Genomic DNA, 16,178 nt, shown 5'->3' on the forward strand with positions numbered 1-16,178 from the left:
CCACATCGCTGCCGAACACGATGGGCGCATGGCCCTCGGGCCAGTCGCGGATGCCGCGCTCGGCCTCGTCCAGGATGCCTTCCCACACGTGCGCCTGATAAGGCACCAGCTTTTCAACCGCGAAGCGGCGCACCATGCCGGGCGGGATGCGCAACGCGATCTGCGCCGCCTCGATCACCACCGTGCCACTGCCGCAGCAAGGGTCGTACAGCGGGGTGATCTCTTCCAGCGTCTTGGCGCTGCCGCCGTTCCAGCCGGTGGCCGCGATCATGGCCGCGGCCAGGGTTTCTTTCAGCGGCGCGTCGCCCTTGTCCTCGCGCCAGCCGCGCTTGAACAGCGGCTCGCCCGAGGTGTCGATGTACAGCGTGAGCTCGTCGGTGGTGACGTGCGCGTAGATGCGCACATCGGGCCAGGTGGTGTCGACGCTGGGCCGCTCGCCGCGCTTGGCGCGGAAGCGGTCGCAGATCGCGTCCTTGATCTTGAGCGCCGCGAAGTTCAGGCTGGTCAGCGGGCTGTGCTGCGCGGTGATCTCGACCTTGATGGTCTGCGCCGGGCTGAACCAGATTTCCCACGCCACCTCGCTGGCGGCGTTGTACAGGTCCTGTTCGCTGCGATAACCGCCGTGCCAGAGCTGCACGAGCACGCGCTGGGCCAGGCGGCTGTGCAGGTTCAGGCGCATGGCCTCGCGCCACGAGGCCTTCACGCCCACACCGCCGCGGGCCTTGAAGGCCAGCGGCTCGCCGGTGACGCGCTGTACCTCGTCGGCCAGGAGATCCTCCACGCCGGCGGCGCAGGGGAGAAAGAGTTTGAGTTGGTTCATGACAGGTTCTCAAGGCGGCGCCCTTCGACAGGCGCAGGACGGGCCGCCAGCATGCCCCGCTGGAGGGTGACGCGCCGCGGCGCGGGGCTCACAAGCTTTTCCGCAAATTGGCAGGCGCGATGCGCAAGGCCTCGCGGTACTTGGCCACGGTGCGGCGCGCACATTCGATGCCCTGCTCCTTGAGCAGGTCCGACAGCTGGTTGTCCGACAGCGGCTTCTTGGTGTCTTCGGCGCTGATGAACTGCTTGAGCAGCGCCCGCACCGCCGTGCTGGAAGCGTTGCCGCCGGTCTCGGTGCCCAGGCTGGAGCCGAAGAAGTACTTGAGCTCGTAGGTGCCGAACGGCGTGCTCATGTACTTGGCGGTGGTCACGCGGCTGATGGTGGACTCGTGCAGGCCCAGCTCGTCGGCGATCTCGCGCAGCACCAGCGGGCGCATGGCCAGTTCGCCGTGCATGAAGAAGTTGCGCTGGCGTTCGACGATGGCCGAGGACACGCGCAGGATGGTGTCGAAGCGCTGCTGGATGTTCTTGATGAACCAGCGCGCCTCCTGCAGGCGCTGCTGCATGGCGGCGTGGCCGGCTTCGCCGCCGTTGTCGCGGCCGCCACGGTTGGCGCGCATGGCGTTGGCGTAAACGTCGTGCACGCGCAGGCGCGGCATCACGTCGGGGTTGAGCGTGACCTTGAAGCCACGGCCGGCGCGCACCACCAGCACGTCGGGCACCACCACGTTGCGCTCGACGTCCACGAAACGGCGGCCCGGCTTGGGCTCCAGCCCGGCGATCAGCGCCAGCGCGGCGCGCACGGTCTCGTCATCGGCGCCGGTGAGACTGCACAGGCGCTTGACATCGCGCTTGGCGATCAGCTCCAGCGGTTGCTGGCAGATGGCCAGCGCGGCGCGGGCGGCGGGCGTGTTGCGCAACTCTTCGATCTGCAGGCGCAGGCATTCGGCCAGGTCGCGCGCACCCACACCGGCGGGCTCCATATGCTGAAGCCAGCCCAGCGCGGTGCGCAGCCGGGCCAGGGCCTCGTCCAGCTGGTCGATCTCGGGCTGCGCTTCGGCATCCATCCCGGTGGACAGGCGCCACCAGGCCACAGCCAGTTCGTCGAGGCGGCCGTCGAGGTAGCCGTCGTCGTTGAGCGATTCGATGAGGAAGTACAGGGCGGCCCGGTCTTCGTCGTTCAGGCGCAGGGTGCGCGCCTGGTCGTGCAGGTGGTCGTGCAGGCCAACGTGGCTGCGCGCCAGGTCGGCGGCGCTGGCGGTTTCATCGTCGTCACCGCTGCTGCTGTTGTTGCGCGCCGGGGCGTCGCCACCCCATTCGCTGTCGTCCGGCGCCATCTCGACGGTGCCGTCGCCTTCCCAGCTCTCTTCCACCGGGGTGGCACCGTCCAGGCGGCTTTCCACATCATCGGTGGGCGTGCTGTCACTGTCCGTGGCGCTGGTGCTGCTGGAAGACAGCATCGGCGCGTCGAACTCAGCGGAAGGGCCTTCGGCCGCCGCGGGCAACGATGCGTCGGCGATCTGCTCGCCCGCGCTGACCGGCGTGTCGGTCTGCTCCAGGCCAAACGCCTCGCGCTCGGCGATGTCTTCGGCCTTCTCCAGGAACGGATTCTCGTCGAGCATCTGCTCGACTTCCTGCGCCATCTCCAGCGTGGACAGCTGCAGCAGGCGGATGGACTGCTGCAGCTGGGGCGTGAGCGCCAGGTGCTGCGAAACGCGCAGTGACAGGCCGGGTTTCATGTTCACATGCGGAAATGTTCGCCGAGGTACACGCGGCGCACGTCGGGGTTCTCGACGATCTCGGCCGGTGTGCCGCTGGCCAGCACGTGGCCGTCGCTGATGATGTAGGCGCGGTCGCAGATGCCCAGAGTCTCGCGCACGTTGTGGTCGGTGATGAGCACCCCGATGCCGCGCGCCTTGAGGAAACCGATGATGCGCTGGATCTCGATCACCGCGATCGGATCGATGCCCGCGAAAGGTTCGTCCAGCAGGATGAAGCGCGGGTTGGTGGCCAGGGCGCGGGCGATTTCCACACGCCGCCGCTCGCCACCCGATAAGGCCGGGGCGGGCGATTCGCGCAGGTGGTCCACGTGCAGGTCCTTGAGCAGCGCATCCAGCCGCGCCTCGATGGCGGCGTTCTTCAGCGGCTTGCCGGCGTCATCGAGCTGCAGCTCCAGCACCGCGCGCACGTTCTCGGCCACGCTGAGCTTGCGGAAGATGGACGCTTCCTGCGGCAGGTAGCCCAGCCCCAGGCGCGCGCGGCGGTGGATGGGCAGGCGCTCGATGGCCTGGCCGTCCAGCAGGATCTGCCCGGCATCGTTGCGCAGCAGGCCGACGAGCATGTAGAACGACGTCGTCTTGCCAGCCCCGTTGGGGCCGAGCAGGCCCACGACCTCGCCCTTGTCCACCGCCAGCGAGACGTCCTTGACCACCTTGCGGCTGCCGTAGGACTTCTGCAGACCCCGCGCTTCCAGGCGGCTACCGGGCTCCGCCCCGTCGTGGGGTGCGCGGGTGTCGGGGAAAACGGTGCTGACGGGCGAAAGACCGCTCACGGCCGGCCCTCGCCCAGCTGGCCGCTGGGCTTGAGCGGCGCCGGGCTGGCGGCGGGTGCCACGGGCGCATCGGCCTTGGGCACCGGCGTGAACATGGCGCGCACCCGGCCCGAGGGGTTGGACGCGGTGCGGCTGCCCGGACCTCCGTCCACGCTGAAGGTGTCGTTGCCGCTGTTGTAGACGATGACACTGCCCGCGGTTTCGTCGTTGAGCTGGCTGCCCTTGTAGCGGCGCAACACGGCGGCGCCGGTGAACGTCACCGTCTCGGCCTTGCTGTCGTATTCGATGCGCTCGGCCTGGCCTTCGATGTGTTCGTCCACGCCGTCGCGCTTCTGGCGAAACGAGCCGGGCTTGCCGGTCACCAGACCGAACTGGTTGCCCTGGGCGTCCTGGCGCACCTCGACCTGTGCGCCGCGGATGACGATGGTGCCCTTGGTGATGACCACGTTGCCGGAGAAGACGCTGGTCTGACGGGCGTCGTCGTAACGCAGGGTGTCGGCCTCGGCGTTGAGCGGCTTGTTGCGGTCGGCCCGCTCGGCGTGGGCACCAACGGCCACCGTCAAGCCGGCGATCAGGACCAGGCGGGGCAGAACAAGGCGGGAAAGGGTGTTGGGGCGCATGAATGCAAGGGCACGAAACTTGCATTCATTGTAGCGGTGCAAGCCCTCGCACCGGGGCCTGCGCCCGAGGGAACACGGCGAAATTTTCGCCGGCAGCGCCGGACCGGCGCCGCCTCGAGAACGATCAGGCGCCCTTGCGCAGTTCGGCGATCAGCGCGTCGGCGATCTGCAGCGTGCGTGGACCCTGGCCCGGCACGTAAAAGCGCCCGCCCACGCCCAGGGCCGGCGTGCCCTCGACGCCATACAGGTCCTGCATCTGGGCAGCGCGTTTGGCCTTGCCCACCACCGAGAACGAGTTGAACAGCTCGTTGAATTTCTTCATGTCCACGCCCTGCTTGCCCATCCAGTCGGTGGCCGCGGCCGGGTCCTGCAGGCGCACCTTGTCCACGTGGAAGGCGCGGAACACCTTTTCGTGCAACGAGTCGACCAGGCCCATGGCTTCGATCGTGTAGTACAGGCGCTGCATGGGCACAAAGGCATCGCTGAAGGCCACCGGCGTGCGGCGCACCACCACGTTGGCGGGCAGCTTCTTCATCCAGGCGGCCATGACCGGCTCGAAGTTGTAACAGTGGATGCACGAGTAAGCAAAGAATTCCAGCACCTCGACCTTGCCGGCGCCGCTGTCGGTGGCCACCGGTTTGCCCAGGCGCAGGTAATCCGTTCCTTCCTTGAAACCACCCACCTGGGCCTGTGCTGCCAGGGGCACCAGGCCGGCGCCGGCGGTCAGGGCGGTGGCACCAGCGGCCAGCAGGGAACGGGAAAAATCGCGACGTTGCATGAAATCAGACTCCTGAGTGGGGCCCTTTGGGGCCCGGAACGGGGCGGGAAGTTCCCGCCCGGTCGGTACCGGCGGCCTCGCGCATCACTTCTGGATGCGCACCAGCGCGGCTTCGACGCCGTTGGTTTCGAGCTGCTCGCGCGTGGCGTCGGCCATGGCCTTGTCGTTGAACGGTCCCAGGCGCACACGGAACACGGTGCGACCCGACTGCTCGCGCTCGCTCACGTCGGCGGCCATGCCCATCATGGCCAGCTTGGCGCGCTGGGCTTCGGCGTCTTCGGGCGACTTGAAGGCACCGGCCTGCACGAAGTAGCTGAACGGGTCCGCCGCCGTGGACGAACCCTTGGTCGTGGACGCCGTGGCGGAGTTCTTGGCCGCGGTCGCGCTGACGGTGGGCGTGCCGCCGAGCTTGCTGGCCACCAGATCGCCCAGCGGATCGGCCCCGGGCTTGGGGGTCGCCGTGGTGGCCGTGGCAGCCGGCTTGGACGTCGCCATGGTGGCGGTGGCGGCGGGTTTGGTGGGCACTGGCAGGGGCTGTCCATCGGCCGGCGGCACCGAGATGGCGCCCGCCGTGTCGGTGCCTTCAGGGGTCACCGGCGTGGGCAGCGGCGCCGGCTTGCCAGCCAGCTGGGCGTTCGGGTTCCAGCCCTTGTTGCGCTCGGCTTCTTCGATGTCCTGCGCCGGCTTGCGCGAGACACCGCGATCCACAAAGGGCACCGGCACGCGGGTAACGTACACCGCCACCGACAAGGCAATGCCCAGGCCCACGAGCAGGCCCACGACAAAACCGACCAGGGTACCGCCAGCGTGCTGGCGTTTGCTTGATTTCATGATGGGGAGGGTTCTCACATCTTCTGCGGCGCGCTCACGCCGAGCACGGCCAGCCCATTGTGCAACACCTGTGCCGTGGCCTTGACCAGCGCCAGCCGCGCCCGCTTGACCGTTTCATCATCCACCAGGATGCGCTCGGCGTCGTAGTAGCTGTGGTACGCAGCGGCCAGTTCGCGCAGGTAAAAAGTCACGTCGTGCGGGGCAAAGCCCTCGGCCGCCGCGGTGAGCATGGCCGGGTACTTGGCCAGCAGCAGCATGAGCGACTGCGCGGCCGGCGTGTCCAGCGGCGAGAGGTCGACCCCGGCCAGCGTGGCGGCGTCACCGCCCCAGGCGGCCAGCACCGAACAGATGCGCGCGTGGGCGTACTGCACGTAATAGACCGGGTTGTCGTTGTTCTTCTGCACCGCCAGGTCGACGTCGAAGGTGTATTCGGTGTCGGGCTTGCGGCTGAGCAGGAAGAAGCGCACCGCGTCCTTGCTGGTCCACTCGATCAGGTCGCGCAGCGTCACGTAGCTGCCGGCGCGCTTGCTGATCTTGACCTCTTCGCCGTTGCGCACCACGCGCACCATGGTGTGCAGCACATAGTCGGGGTAGCCCTGGGGAATGCCCACATTGGCCGCCTGCAGGCCGGCGCGCACGCGCGCAATCGTCCCGTGGTGGTCGGTGCCCTGGATGTTGATGACCTTGGTGAAACCGCGCTCCCACTTGGCGATGTGGTAGGCCACGTCGGGCACAAAGTAGGTGTAGGTGCCGTCGCCCTTGCGCATGACGCGGTCCTTGTCGTCACCGTAGTCGGTCGACTTCAGCCACAGCGCACCGTCCTGCTCGTAGGTCTTGCCATTGGCGACCAGCCGGTTCACTGTCGCGTCCACGCGGCCGTCGGTGTAGAGGCTGGATTCCAGGTAGTAGTGGTCGAACTTGACCGCGAAGGCCTGCAGGTCCAGGTCCTGCTCGTTGCGCAGGTAGGCGACAGCGAACTGCCGGATGTTGTCGTAGTCCTCGACATCGCCGTTCGCGGTGAACTCGCGGTCATCGGCCTTCACGGTGGCACGGGCCTTGAAGGCCTCGGCGATGTCGGCGATGTAGTCGCCGTTGTAGAAGTTCTTGGCCAGCGGGTTGTCGCTGTCGGTGGGCCAGCAGTCGTCACCCGGTTTGAAGCCCTTGGCGCGCAATTGCGTGCTGGTGGCCAGGGTGCCGATCTGCACGCCAGCGTCGTTGTAATAGAACTCGCGGTGCACGTTCCAGCCCTGGGTGCTGTAGAGGCTGCAGATCGCGTCGCCCAGCGCTGCCTGGCGGCCGTGGCCCACGTGCAGCGGGACGGTGGGGTTGGCGGAGACGAACTCCACCATCAGGCGCTGGCCGTTGGACGGCTGCACACCGAAAGCGTCGCCGGCCTGCAGCACCTCTTGCACGATCTGCTGCTTGGCCGCGGGCGTGAGGCGGATGTTGATGAAGCCGGGACCGGCGATGTCGATGTCGGCCACCCAGCGCTGGTAGACCGGCAGCGCCAGCAGCGCCGCCCGGAGCTGTTCGCCGACCTGGCGCGGGTTGGCTTTGAGCGGCTTGGCCAGCTGCATGGCGGCGGTGATGGCGTAGTCGCCGTGCGCTGCCACCTTGGGCGATTCGAAGGCGGCCTTGTCGCCGGCACCGGGTGAGAGCTGGTCCAGCGCCTGCGCGAGGCCAGCCAGCAGTTCCTGTTTGATCTTGAGCATAGGAACGGGATTTTAGGTTCCGGCCCACCCCCTCTCATCGCCGACCGGCGGCGCAAGCCGGTTCGCACGAGCCCACGGCCTCCGAAAGCGCCTTTGGGGTGGTGAAAAGGTGACCGCTGTCCGGCCACGCCCCCATCCCGGCGGGGCCAGAAAAGGGCAGCCATGCCCGGCCCGGTGACACCTGATGCGCCCTGGGCCGGACCGACACGCAACCTTAAGTTTTGCGGTGCTATCGTGGCTGCGCCGTGCGATGTCCTCACGGCCTGTTCCCACCCACCGAGGTTGAACCCCATGAAACAACTGATTGCCCTGATCGCCCTGAGCGGCGCCGCCCTGCTGTCGTTCGCCCAGACCGCCGCCCCTGCGGCCGCGCCGGCCGCCGACAAAGCCCCGACGGCCCAGCAGAGCAAGATGGCCACCTGCAACAAGGACGCCGGCGAGAAGAAAGGCGACGAGCGCAAAGCCTTCATGAAGGAGTGCCTGAGCGCCAAGCCCGACGGCAAAACCGCCCAGCAGAACAAGATGAAAACCTGCAACGAAGACGCGGGCAAAAAGGCGCTCAAGGGCGACGAGCGCAAGAAGTTCATGAGCGAATGCTTGAAGGGATGAATCGAGCCCCCACGCTCCGCCGCTGCGCGGGTCGCTGCCCCCCAGGGGGGCTGACCCACCTTGGGGCGGTCCGGCGTAGGTTCTCTGGGATCGTCAAGCAGCCGAAACCGAGTGTGTGCAATCAAACGGCAGGCCGCTGTGCCAGACGGCGAAGGCGATGCGCAGCAGTTTGCGCGCCAGCGCCACCGGCGCTTCGGTTGTCTTGAGTCCCCTTGCGCACAAGGCCTTGTGCGCTCTCTTGAATGTGCTCGTGTGGCAAGCCAAGATCGCCGTCAGGCAGGTCTGGTGGCGCAATGCCAGCTGCCCTAGCGTGGACAGGCGCCTGCGGCCCCGGCCGCTGCCCGAGTCACGGGCTCTGGGGTCCAGCCCGCTGTAGGCCACCAGCGCATCGGCGGCGAAAAAGTTCAGCTGCGCCAACACATTCCTGAGCAGTGCACTCCTCAGCGGTCCCACGCCCACGATGCTTTGCATCAGGCGCTGGCACTCCCGCGAACGAGCCTCCTGCTCCAGCAGCACCACGATGCGCGCTTCGATGACTTGGAGCAACGCAGTGAAGCCCGCCTCCAAGACCTGGACTTGGGCAGTGATCGAACCTTCAAAGCCCTGTAGCGACCGGAGCAGCGCCGTGCGCTCGCTCAACACAGCCCAGCGCCGCAGCACCGGGTGTACGCCCGCTCCAACCCAGGGCAAGGCTTGTGCCAGCGGCACAGCGACGTTGTGCTGTTAAGCCACGTAGCCGGCGATGGCCTGCGCATCACCCCGGTCGGTCTTGGCCCGTGCGTCCAGGGCGTTGGCGCAGAACTGCACGTCACGGGCGTTCAGTACGAACACCTGCAGGCCAGCCGCATAGGCCAGACCGGCGAGCATCTGGTGATACCGCCCGCTCGCATCCATGGCCTGTCAGGCCCGGTCGGGCAGCTGACGCCGTCAGGCGCTGATCGCCTGGGCCTCGATGGAGATAGTGCGAGAGCCCGCCTGACCATGGACTGCGACCACCCTATCGGCTTTGGCCACATCCACATCCACCTGAACCTCTTGCATGACAATCTCCCGGGAGAAACGATAACAAGTGTCGGGATGGAGATCCCAGACAGTAGCGTTGGCTTGCTTGAATATCGGCGCTCTTGCAGGGCGCTCAGAGCCTTATAGACATTGGACAGCGAGGTTGGTGCGATCTTCGCCAGTCGGTCGTTGCCGATCGCCGGGTGTTCAGGCCCTCCACTCCCACACTGCAACCATACAAGCGGGTTCCACGGATGCCCTGGAACGGGACACGCTCTCTGGCCACGCCCATACAGCCCGATGCAAGCCTCAGCAGTGACGGTGTCTGCTTGCGCAGACTTGCTTGCCTTATGTGTTCACGCGTCGCTTGAGCCAGCGCATGACGGCGCCCACGCCGGGCAGTTTTTCGTACAGCTCTTCGGCCGCGTCCCAGTAGTCGCGGTGGTCGGCGATACGGCCGTCTTCGGCCAGCACCAGGTGCGAGCCGCCGCGCACCACCTGCGCGGTGACCGTGTCGAAGCGTTTGAAGCGGAAGCGGAACTCCCACACCAGGAACACCTGCGCGCCGTCGACGATGCGCTGCGTCACCACGAAATGCGGTTCGTGCAAGCTGGTGAACATGTGCTCGAAGATGCGCCGGATGGCCGCGTGACCCCGCACCTCGTTGAACGGGTCTTTGAAGCGCGCCTCGGGCGTGTAGAACGCGCCGATCTGCGCGACGCTCTGCGGCGAGAGCGTTTCAAAGAACTGGCAGATGCGCTCGGTGGCGGCGCGGGCCTCGTCGGTGGTCATGCCGCATTACAAGCCGGTGAAGCGCCGCACGAGGGGGAAGTACAGCCGGTGCGGCAGCACGCGCAGCAGCTTCATCCAGCGCGTGAAACGCTTGGGGTAGTGGATGTCGAAGGCCCCCTCGGACCAGCCGTCCAGCATGGCCTGCGCCGCCTGTTCGGGGGTGATGAGGGCCGGCATGGCGAAGGCGTTCTGCGCCGTCAGCGGCGTCTGCACGAAGCCAGGGTGCACCACGCTCACGCCCAGACCCTGGGGCTGCAGGTCGAGGTAGAGGTTTTCGGCCAGGTTGGTCAGCGCGGCCTTGGTGGGCCCGTAGGCCAGGCTCTGCGGCAGGCCGCGGTAGCCGGCCACGCTGCTGACCAGGCTGAGGTGGCCGCTGCCTCGCGCCAGCAGGGTGGGCAGCACCGCGTCCAGCACGTGCAGCGCGCCGCGGTAGTTGATGTCCAGGTGGCGTTGCATCTCGGCCAGGTCGAAGGCGGTGGCGCGCTGGGCGCGGTAGTGGCCAGCGCAGTACAGCACCAGGTCCAGCGGACCCTGGGCCAGGATCTCGGTGGCGCAGGTGCGCACGGCGGCCGCGTCGGTCACGTCCAGTGGCCAGGCCTGCAAGGGGCGCTGGGTGTTCTGTTCGCGTGCGCTCTGGCGGTGCTCGGCCACCAGCGCGTCCAGCGCCGCCGCGCCGCGGGCCGACACCAGCACCTGCGCACCGCGCTCGGCCAGCGCCAGCACGGTCGCGCGGCCGATGCCGGTCGAGCCGCCCACCACCCAGACCCGGAGCCCGGCCCACTGGCGGATGCGGGGGTTGTAGGGACGCAGCAGGCTCCAGCCGCCCATGTCCTGTGCGGTGGGGCGGGGCTGCTCGACAAAACCGTGGGCGACGCTCATGACGGACGCTTCACAAACGACAGCGTGACCTCGCCGAGGTGGATGCCGAACTTGCTCATGGCCGCCTTGTTGAGCATCACGCGCTGGTCCATCAGGTACATCCAGTCGTCGAACTGCACCTCCCAGACCCGGCCGTCGACCGGCAGCGCCAGCGTGTAGCCCCAGCGGAAGGCGTTGCCTGCGGTCTGACCCTGGGCCACGCCCACCACGTCGTCGGCGCGGCCTTCGTAGCGGCCGTTGCCCAGGTGTTTCAGGCGCCAGATGCGCTTTTGCGTCGTGCCATCCGAGTAGACGAAGTCTTCGTCGAGCACGCCTTCTTCGCCGGTCCAGCTGCAGCGCATGACCACGGTGAAGCGCTTGACCACCTTGCCGCTGCGGTCGGTGAACACGCCGTAGGCGTCCAGCGTGCCGTTGAAGTACTCGCGCAGGTCGAGCACGGGTTTGTCGGCCGAATAGTCGGTGACCTGCGGGCCGGCACAGCCGGTGAGGGCCAGGGCCGACGCAGCGGCGCCCGAGGTGAGGAGCAGGCGGCGTTTCATGAAGGGGCTTTCAGTGAGGAGGACAGAGCAGCGGCGCTGCGGCGCGCCGGGCGGATGAGCAGGGTGTGCAACAGGCCGGCGGCCAGCAGCTTGAGGGCGCAGGGCAGCAGGCAGTAGGCGACGGTGAGGGTCCACAGGGCTTGCGGGTCGCGCGCGCCGGGCGTGTAGCCGAAAGCGCCCAGCAGCGGCAGCGCCAGGCCGGCCGCCAGCGCCAGGTTGAGCTTGGCGGCGAAGTTCCACCAGCCCAGGTAGGCGCCTTCGCGCTGGCCGCGTTCGCCCAGTTCGTCCATCAGGCCGGTGAGCAGGGCCGAGGGCAGGGCCAGGTCGGTGCCCAGGGCGATGCCCGAGAGCGCGCAGACGATCAGGAAGGCCACCGTGTCGCCCGCGCCCAGCGTGGCGGCCCAGATGAACACCGCCACCGACAGCGCCATGCCGGCCAGCCAGGTGCGCGCCAGCCCGAGCCGCGGCACCAGCCGCACCCACAACGGCAGCGACAGCGCGGCGCACAGGAAGTAGGTGGCCAGGAAGGCCGGCTCGATGGACGCCGGGGCCTGCAGCCGGTCCTGCACAAAGAACAGCACCAGGGTGGCCGGCACCGCGCTGGCCGTGCCGTTGACCACGAACACCGCCAGCAGGCGCACGAAGCGCGGCTGGGCCAAGGGGCTGCGGGCCGCCAGCACGCCCAGCGTCAGGCTGCGGGCCGTGGGCACCACCGCCCAGCTCCAGGCCCACCAGCCCAGCGCCAGCAGCACGGCAAAAGCAATGACGGTGGCGTCCAGCCCCAGCGTGCCGGGCAGCACCGCCGCCGTGAGCACACCGACCAGCGCCAGACCTTCGCGCCACGCGCTGATGCGGCTGCGCTGCGCTTCGCTGCCGCCCAGGCGCGTGCCCCAGGTCTGGTGCGCCACGCTGGCCACGCTGTAGGCGGTGTAGGTGATGGCCATCAGCACGCCGGCCCAGACCAGCAGCGCGGTGATGTCGGCGCGGGCCGCGGCCGGCGGGAACAGCAGGCCCCACAGGCCCAGCGCCAGCACGCCGGCGGCGGCGGCGCCCGCGGCCAGCACCGCGCGGTGGCTGCGGGCGAACAGGCGGTCGGTCCAGCGGCCGATCAGCGGGTCCAGCACCGCGTCGAACAGGCGCGCGGCCAGGAGCACCGCGCCCAGCGCGGCCAGCGGCACGGCGAAGCTGCGCGCGTAGTGGTTGGGCAGGATGACGTACAGCGGCAGCGCCACGAAGGCCAGCGGCAGCCCCATGAGGCCGTAGCGCAGCCCATGCTGCCAGGCGCCGGGCGCGGTGAAGCGCTCGGCGGGTGCGGTGGCGGTGGGCTGGTCCATGGTGTCAGCGCGCGCCGGCGCCGATCAGGGCTGTGCGCAGTTGGGGTGCCGAGGTTTGCGGAGACAGCCAGATGCCGAAGAACCGGGCCGAGAACGCCGGGTCGTCCACCGTGGCGCGCAGCTGGCCGTTGAAATAGAAACGCGCGCCGCTGCCGGGCACGTGCACGCCCAGCAGTTCGTCGCCGGCCTTGATGTCGGGGAAGGCGCGCTGCATGGCGGCTGTCCAGTCGCTGGCCTGCTGGGGTGTCAGCGGCGCGATGGCCTGCATCTCGTCGATCGAGCGCTGCGCGATGTCGCTGCCTTTGAAGGCGCGGCGGTACTGCAGCGCCAGGCCGAAGCGCTGCTGCTCGAAACGCCGCGCGTCGAAGCCTGCCGGCGCGTGCAGCGTGGCCTGGTAGACATCGAAACCCCAGTAGCGGAACAGCGAGCTGCCCACGGTCTGTTTGCCGCTGAGCGCGGCGCTGGCGGTGGGCTCGACGTTGCTCGCCTGCGCCGGCCACCACAGGGCCGCGGTGGTGGCCAGCACCAGGGCGGCGCGGGACAAGGGGTATGGGTGGTTCATGTTGGGCGGATCAGAGGCTGGGAGGGCATTGGGCGTGCCCGAAAGGGCGTCCCAAACCGCGGCCGGCAAGGCGCAAAGCACAGCCGTAGCCCGCGCTACGGCGCGCATTTGCAACGCCGCTGGCGGTGGTTTGGGGCGTCAAGGCGGGCATGACTGATGTCCTACCAGCCTCTCAGGGCTTGCGCAGCGTGAACTGCACGACGTCGGTGTTGCCTTCGGCGAAGGCCGCTTCGCAGTAGGCGAGGTAGAAGGTCCAGGTGCGCACGAAGCGCTCGTCGAAGCCAAGGGTGCGCACGGCTTCCAGCTGGTGCAGGAACTGCTGATGCCACTCGCGCAGGGTGCGCGCGTAGTCTTGGCCGAAGTGGAACTGGTCCACCACCTGCAGGCCGGCGCGCTCGGCCGCGGCGCGGAACTCGCTCGGGCTGGGCAGGCAGCCACCCGGGAAGATGTACTGCTGGATGAAGTCGGTGCCGGCGATGTAGCGCTGGAACAGGTCGTCGCGGATGGTGATGCTCTGGATGCAGGCCTGGCCGCCGGCCTTGAGCAGGCGGGCGACAGAGCCGAAGTAGGTGTCCCAGTACTCGCGGCCCACGGCCTCGACCATTTCGATCGAGCAGATGGCGTCGTAGGGGCCGTCGTTGATGTCCCGGTAATCTTGAAGACGCAGGTCGGCGGTGGGATTGCGCTTCTGTGCGAAGGCCAGCTGTTCGGTGGACAGCGTCACGCCGGTCACCGCGGCGCCAAATTCGGTGACCGCTTTTTCCGCCAGCGCGCCCCAACCACAGCCGATCTCCAGCACGCGGTCGCCCGGCTGCACGCCGGCCATGCGCAGGGCGCGGCGCACCTTCGCGTGCTGCGCGGCCACCATGTCCTGGTCGGCCGACTCGAACAAGGCCGACGAGTAGTTCATCGTGCCATCCAGCCAGAGCTCGTAGAAGGCGTTGCCCAGGTCGTAGTGGGCGTGGATGTTCTTGCGGCTGTTGGTCTTGCTGTTGCGGTTGAGCAGGTGGCGCAGCCGGTAGGCCAGGCGGCCGAACCAGCTGCCGTAGACCGCACCTTCCAGCGTGTTGCGGTTGGCGATCAGCAGGCGCAGCAGGGCGGTGAGGTCGGGGGTGGTCCAGTCGCCGGCGATGTGGCTTTCGGCGAAGCCGATGTCGCCCGACTTGAGCGTGGCGCTGAACACGTTCCAGTTGTTCAGGCGCATCGAGGCGTGCGGGCCGTCGGTGGCGCCAAACCGCTGCAGCGAGCCGTCGGGCAGTTGCAGGCTCAGGCTGCCGTGCTGCAGGCGCTGCAGCAGTTGCAGGGCGCTGCGCGCGGCGGCGGGGGCGTGTCGCGGCAACGCAATGCCGGCGGGTTGGGGCGCGGTGGTGCTGTTCATGGCGTCGGGGCTCTCAGGGCTGGGTCGATGCGGCGGTGACGAAATCGGCCGGCGGGGCCGGCTGGCGGAAGAAAGGCGTGCGCTTGAGCCACAGCCGCAGCGCCTGCCAGTGGATGCGGGCGATCACGGCCAGCGTGAGCGCGGGGTGGTCCCACAGGGCGCGGTGGCGGGTCTGTGCGTCCAGGGGCAGCAGCGTGCCGCTGACGCTGGTGGCGATCAGCACCGGCCCGCCGGCCTCGTCGTGGTAGTCGATGCGGGCGACGGTGCGGTCTTCGCCACCCTGCTGTGTGCGCATGAAGACGAAGCGGTATTCGCCCCGCACCGGGCAGAAGGGCGAGACGTGAAACACCTTGGTGGCGGTGCAGGGCACGCCGTAGCGCGGTGCGTCCAGCAGGTAGCAGTGGCGTTCGCCGAAGGTGTTGTTCACTTCAGCGACGATGGCGCGCAGCGTGCCATCGGCCCGGTGGCAGTACCAGAAGCTCACCGGCTTGAAGGTGTGGCCCAGCACCCGCGGGTAGGTGTGCAGCCAGATCTCGCCGTCGGCGTCGGCGATGCCGTGCTCGGTCAGCAGCTGCTCCATCCAGGCCAGGGCGTCCGGGCCGCCGGTGCCGTGGTCGGCGTCGTGGAAGCTCAGCGCGGCGCGGCGGTTGCGCGCCAGGGCGCCGGGGCCGTGGGCGCGCAGGCTGCGCAGGGGCAGCATCAGGAAGCAGGTCGGGTAGGCGAAGGCGTTGGCGCGCGGCCGGTGGCGCGTGTGGCGCACCTGGCCAAAGCCGATCATGGCCCCCACGCTCCGCCGCTCGCGCGGGTCGCTGCCCCCCCCGGGGGTGCGAGCTTGCTTGGGGTGCCCCGGCGCGGCGCTCATGCCCGCACCGCTCACGCAAACACCCCGGGCAGCGCGGCACGGCGCTGTGCTTCGTCGTCGGCCTGGGGCAGCAGACCGTGGGCGTCGATCAGCGCGCGCGCCGCTTGCAGACCAGCCTTGAGACCGTCCTCGTGGAAACCGTAGCCCATCCACGCACCGGCGAAGAAGGTGTGCTGCTGCCCCTGCAGGGCGGGTATCTGGGCCTGTGCACGGATCGCCGCGAGGTCGAACACCGGGTGGGCGTAGTCGTATTCGCCGATCACCTCGCGCGGGCCGATGGCGCGCGTCGGGTTGAGCGAGACGATGACCGGTTGCGGCGTGGGCAGCGGCTGCAGGCGGTTGAGCCAGTAGTGCAGGCAGACCTGGGCCGACTCGCGCTGCGACTGGGGCGAACGTTCGTAGTTCCAGGCCGCCCAGGCCTTGCGCTCGGTGGGCATGACCGACACGTCGGTGTGCAGCACGGCGCGGTTGGCCTGGTAGCGGATGGCGCCCAGTGTGGCGCGTTCGTCGGCGCGGGCGCCGTCGCCCAGCAGGGCCAGGGCCTGGTCGCTGTGGCAGGCCAGCACCACGGCGTCGAAGCGTTCGACCGCGCCGTCGCTGACGATGCGCACGCCGGCTTCGTCGCGCAGCACCTGGTGCACCGGGCGGTTCAGGCGCGCGTCGGGGATGCGCGCCACGATCTTCTGCACGTACTGGCGCGCGCCGCCAGCCACCGTGTACCACTGCGGCCGGTTGGTCACCTGGATCAGGCCGTGGTTGTGGCAGAAGCGCACCATGGTCGCCACGGGGAACTGCAGCATCTGGTCGGTCGGGCAGCTCCAGATGCAGCCCAGCATGGGCAGGAAGTACCAGTCGCGGAACTCGTCGGAAAAGCGGTGCTGGCGCAGGAAGTCGCCCAGCGGCTGCAGCA

The 16,178-nt window shown here is 68.7% G+C and carries 18 protein-coding genes; 1 reads left to right on the forward strand and 17 read right to left on the reverse strand.

The window, feature by feature from the left end:
* The 7 genes from ACR2JA_RS01940 to argS form a co-directional block, all read right to left on the reverse strand.
* A partial coding sequence (locus ACR2JA_RS01940) for a THUMP domain-containing class I SAM-dependent RNA methyltransferase (RefSeq protein WP_434007455.1) occupies positions 1-820 on the reverse strand: 820 nt, incomplete at its 3' end.
* 88 nt (positions 821-908) lie between these two features.
* A complete protein-coding gene (locus ACR2JA_RS01945) occupies positions 909-2,558 on the reverse strand; it encodes an RNA polymerase factor sigma-54 (RefSeq protein ID WP_434007456.1) in 1,650 nt (549 codons plus the stop codon).
* A gap of 2 nt (positions 2,559-2,560) precedes the next feature.
* Positions 2,561-3,370 (reverse strand): LPS export ABC transporter ATP-binding protein, encoded by an 810-nt coding sequence (lptB, locus tag ACR2JA_RS01950; RefSeq protein WP_434007457.1) that lies wholly within the window; start codon positions 3,368-3,370, stop codon positions 2,561-2,563.
* Positions 3,367-3,927: a lipopolysaccharide transport periplasmic protein LptA gene (lptA, locus tag ACR2JA_RS01955; protein ID WP_434007470.1), complete on the reverse strand. Its 561-nt coding sequence runs from the start codon at positions 3,925-3,927 to the stop codon at positions 3,367-3,369. Before lptA ends, lptB begins: the two co-directional genes overlap by 4 nt.
* Positions 3,928-4,114: 187 nt before the next feature.
* The gene (locus ACR2JA_RS01960; RefSeq protein ID WP_434007458.1) at positions 4,115-4,768 is read right to left on the reverse strand and encodes a thiol:disulfide interchange protein DsbA/DsbL; all 654 of its coding nucleotides are present in this window, start codon (positions 4,766-4,768) and stop codon (positions 4,115-4,117) included.
* Between the two features lie 84 nt (positions 4,769-4,852).
* Positions 4,853-5,599 carry an SPOR domain-containing protein gene (locus tag ACR2JA_RS01965; protein ID WP_434007459.1) on the reverse strand — a complete coding sequence of 249 codons (747 nt, stop codon included), beginning with the start codon at positions 5,597-5,599 and terminating at the stop codon, positions 4,853-4,855.
* 14 nt (positions 5,600-5,613) lie between these two features.
* Entirely contained in the window at positions 5,614-7,311 is a 1,698-nt protein-coding gene (gene argS / locus ACR2JA_RS01970; protein WP_434007460.1) for an arginine--tRNA ligase, read from the reverse strand.
* A 291-nt stretch (positions 7,312-7,602) separates the two neighbouring features.
* Between argS and ACR2JA_RS01975 the strand changes: the two genes are divergently transcribed.
* On the forward strand, positions 7,603-7,920 hold the full coding sequence (locus tag ACR2JA_RS01975; protein WP_434007461.1) for a PsiF family protein: 318 nt from the start codon (positions 7,603-7,605) through the stop codon (positions 7,918-7,920).
* Between the two features lie 93 nt (positions 7,921-8,013).
* Here the strand turns inward: ACR2JA_RS01975 and ACR2JA_RS01980 are convergent, their stop codons facing one another.
* From ACR2JA_RS01980 to ACR2JA_RS02025, 10 genes are all read right to left on the reverse strand, one after another.
* Complete coding sequence (locus ACR2JA_RS01980) at positions 8,014-8,580, reverse strand: transposase (RefSeq protein ID WP_434007462.1); 567 nt, start codon at positions 8,578-8,580, stop codon at positions 8,014-8,016.
* 63 nt (positions 8,581-8,643) lie between these two features.
* Entirely contained in the window at positions 8,644-8,814 is a 171-nt protein-coding gene (locus tag ACR2JA_RS01985) for an IS110 family transposase (protein WP_434007463.1), read from the reverse strand.
* A 456-nt stretch (positions 8,815-9,270) separates the two neighbouring features.
* Positions 9,271-9,714, reverse strand: a complete 444-nt coding sequence (locus ACR2JA_RS01990; protein WP_434007464.1) for a nuclear transport factor 2 family protein — start codon at positions 9,712-9,714, stop codon at positions 9,271-9,273.
* A gap of 6 nt (positions 9,715-9,720) precedes the next feature.
* Positions 9,721-10,542 carry an SDR family NAD(P)-dependent oxidoreductase gene (locus ACR2JA_RS01995; protein WP_434007471.1) on the reverse strand — a complete coding sequence of 274 codons (822 nt, stop codon included), beginning with the start codon at positions 10,540-10,542 and terminating at the stop codon, positions 9,721-9,723.
* 47 nt (positions 10,543-10,589) lie between these two features.
* Positions 10,590-11,132 (reverse strand): DUF3833 domain-containing protein, encoded by a 543-nt coding sequence (locus tag ACR2JA_RS02000; protein WP_434007465.1) that lies wholly within the window; start codon positions 11,130-11,132, stop codon positions 10,590-10,592.
* Positions 11,129-12,466 (reverse strand): MFS transporter, encoded by a 1,338-nt coding sequence (locus tag ACR2JA_RS02005; protein ID WP_434007466.1) that lies wholly within the window; start codon positions 12,464-12,466, stop codon positions 11,129-11,131. Before ACR2JA_RS02005 ends, ACR2JA_RS02000 begins: the two co-directional genes overlap by 4 nt.
* 4 nt (positions 12,467-12,470) lie before the next feature.
* Complete coding sequence (locus tag ACR2JA_RS02010) at positions 12,471-13,028, reverse strand: chalcone isomerase family protein (RefSeq protein WP_434007467.1); 558 nt, start codon at positions 13,026-13,028, stop codon at positions 12,471-12,473.
* 172 nt (positions 13,029-13,200) lie between these two features.
* Positions 13,201-14,406: a class I SAM-dependent methyltransferase gene (locus tag ACR2JA_RS02015; RefSeq protein ID WP_434007468.1), complete on the reverse strand. Its 1,206-nt coding sequence runs from the start codon at positions 14,404-14,406 to the stop codon at positions 13,201-13,203.
* Positions 14,407-14,419: 13 nt separating this feature from the next.
* Positions 14,420-15,184 (reverse strand): DUF1365 domain-containing protein, encoded by a 765-nt coding sequence (locus ACR2JA_RS02020; protein WP_434007472.1) that lies wholly within the window; start codon positions 15,182-15,184, stop codon positions 14,420-14,422.
* A 95-nt stretch (positions 15,185-15,279) separates the two neighbouring features.
* Positions 15,280-16,178, reverse strand: an 899-nt coding sequence (locus ACR2JA_RS02025) for an NAD(P)/FAD-dependent oxidoreductase (RefSeq protein WP_434007469.1), incomplete at its 5' end; no start/stop codon positions are given.

The organism is Hydrogenophaga sp. (assembly GCF_051007235.1).
Classification (GTDB): domain Bacteria; phylum Pseudomonadota; class Gammaproteobacteria; order Burkholderiales; family Burkholderiaceae_C; genus Hydrogenophaga.

Bases quoted from the DNA above. Each gene is read 5' to 3' on its own strand.
- ACR2JA_RS01945 (WP_434007456.1), bottom strand. From the start codon at position 2,558: ATGAAACCCGGCCTGTCACTGCGCGTTTCGCAGCACCTGGCGCTCACG.
- ACR2JA_RS01960 (WP_434007458.1), bottom strand. From the start codon at position 4,768: ATGCAACGTCGCGATTTTTCCCGTTCCCTGCTGGCCGCTGGTGCCACC.
- ACR2JA_RS01965 (WP_434007459.1), bottom strand. From the start codon at position 5,599: ATGAAATCAAGCAAACGCCAGCACGCTGGCGGTACCCTGGTCGGTTTT.
- argS (WP_434007460.1), bottom strand. From the start codon at position 7,311: ATGCTCAAGATCAAACAGGAACTGCTGGCTGGCCTCGCGCAGGCGCTG.
- ACR2JA_RS01975 (WP_434007461.1), top strand. From the start codon at position 7,603: ATGAAACAACTGATTGCCCTGATCGCCCTGAGCGGCGCCGCCCTGCTG.
- ACR2JA_RS01985 (WP_434007463.1), bottom strand. From the start codon at position 8,814: ATGGATGCGAGCGGGCGGTATCACCAGATGCTCGCCGGTCTGGCCTAT.
- ACR2JA_RS01990 (WP_434007464.1), bottom strand. From the start codon at position 9,714: ATGACCACCGACGAGGCCCGCGCCGCCACCGAGCGCATCTGCCAGTTC.
- ACR2JA_RS01995 (WP_434007471.1), bottom strand. From the start codon at position 10,542: ATGGGCGGCTGGAGCCTGCTGCGTCCCTACAACCCCCGCATCCGCCAG.
- ACR2JA_RS02000 (WP_434007465.1), bottom strand. From the start codon at position 11,132: ATGAAACGCCGCCTGCTCCTCACCTCGGGCGCCGCTGCGTCGGCCCTG.
- ACR2JA_RS02005 (WP_434007466.1), bottom strand. From the start codon at position 12,466: ATGGACCAGCCCACCGCCACCGCACCCGCCGAGCGCTTCACCGCGCCC.
- ACR2JA_RS02010 (WP_434007467.1), bottom strand. From the start codon at position 13,028: ATGAACCACCCATACCCCTTGTCCCGCGCCGCCCTGGTGCTGGCCACC.
- ACR2JA_RS02015 (WP_434007468.1), bottom strand. From the start codon at position 14,406: ATGAACAGCACCACCGCGCCCCAACCCGCCGGCATTGCGTTGCCGCGA.
- ACR2JA_RS02020 (WP_434007472.1), bottom strand. From the start codon at position 15,184: ATGATCGGCTTTGGCCAGGTGCGCCACACGCGCCACCGGCCGCGCGCC.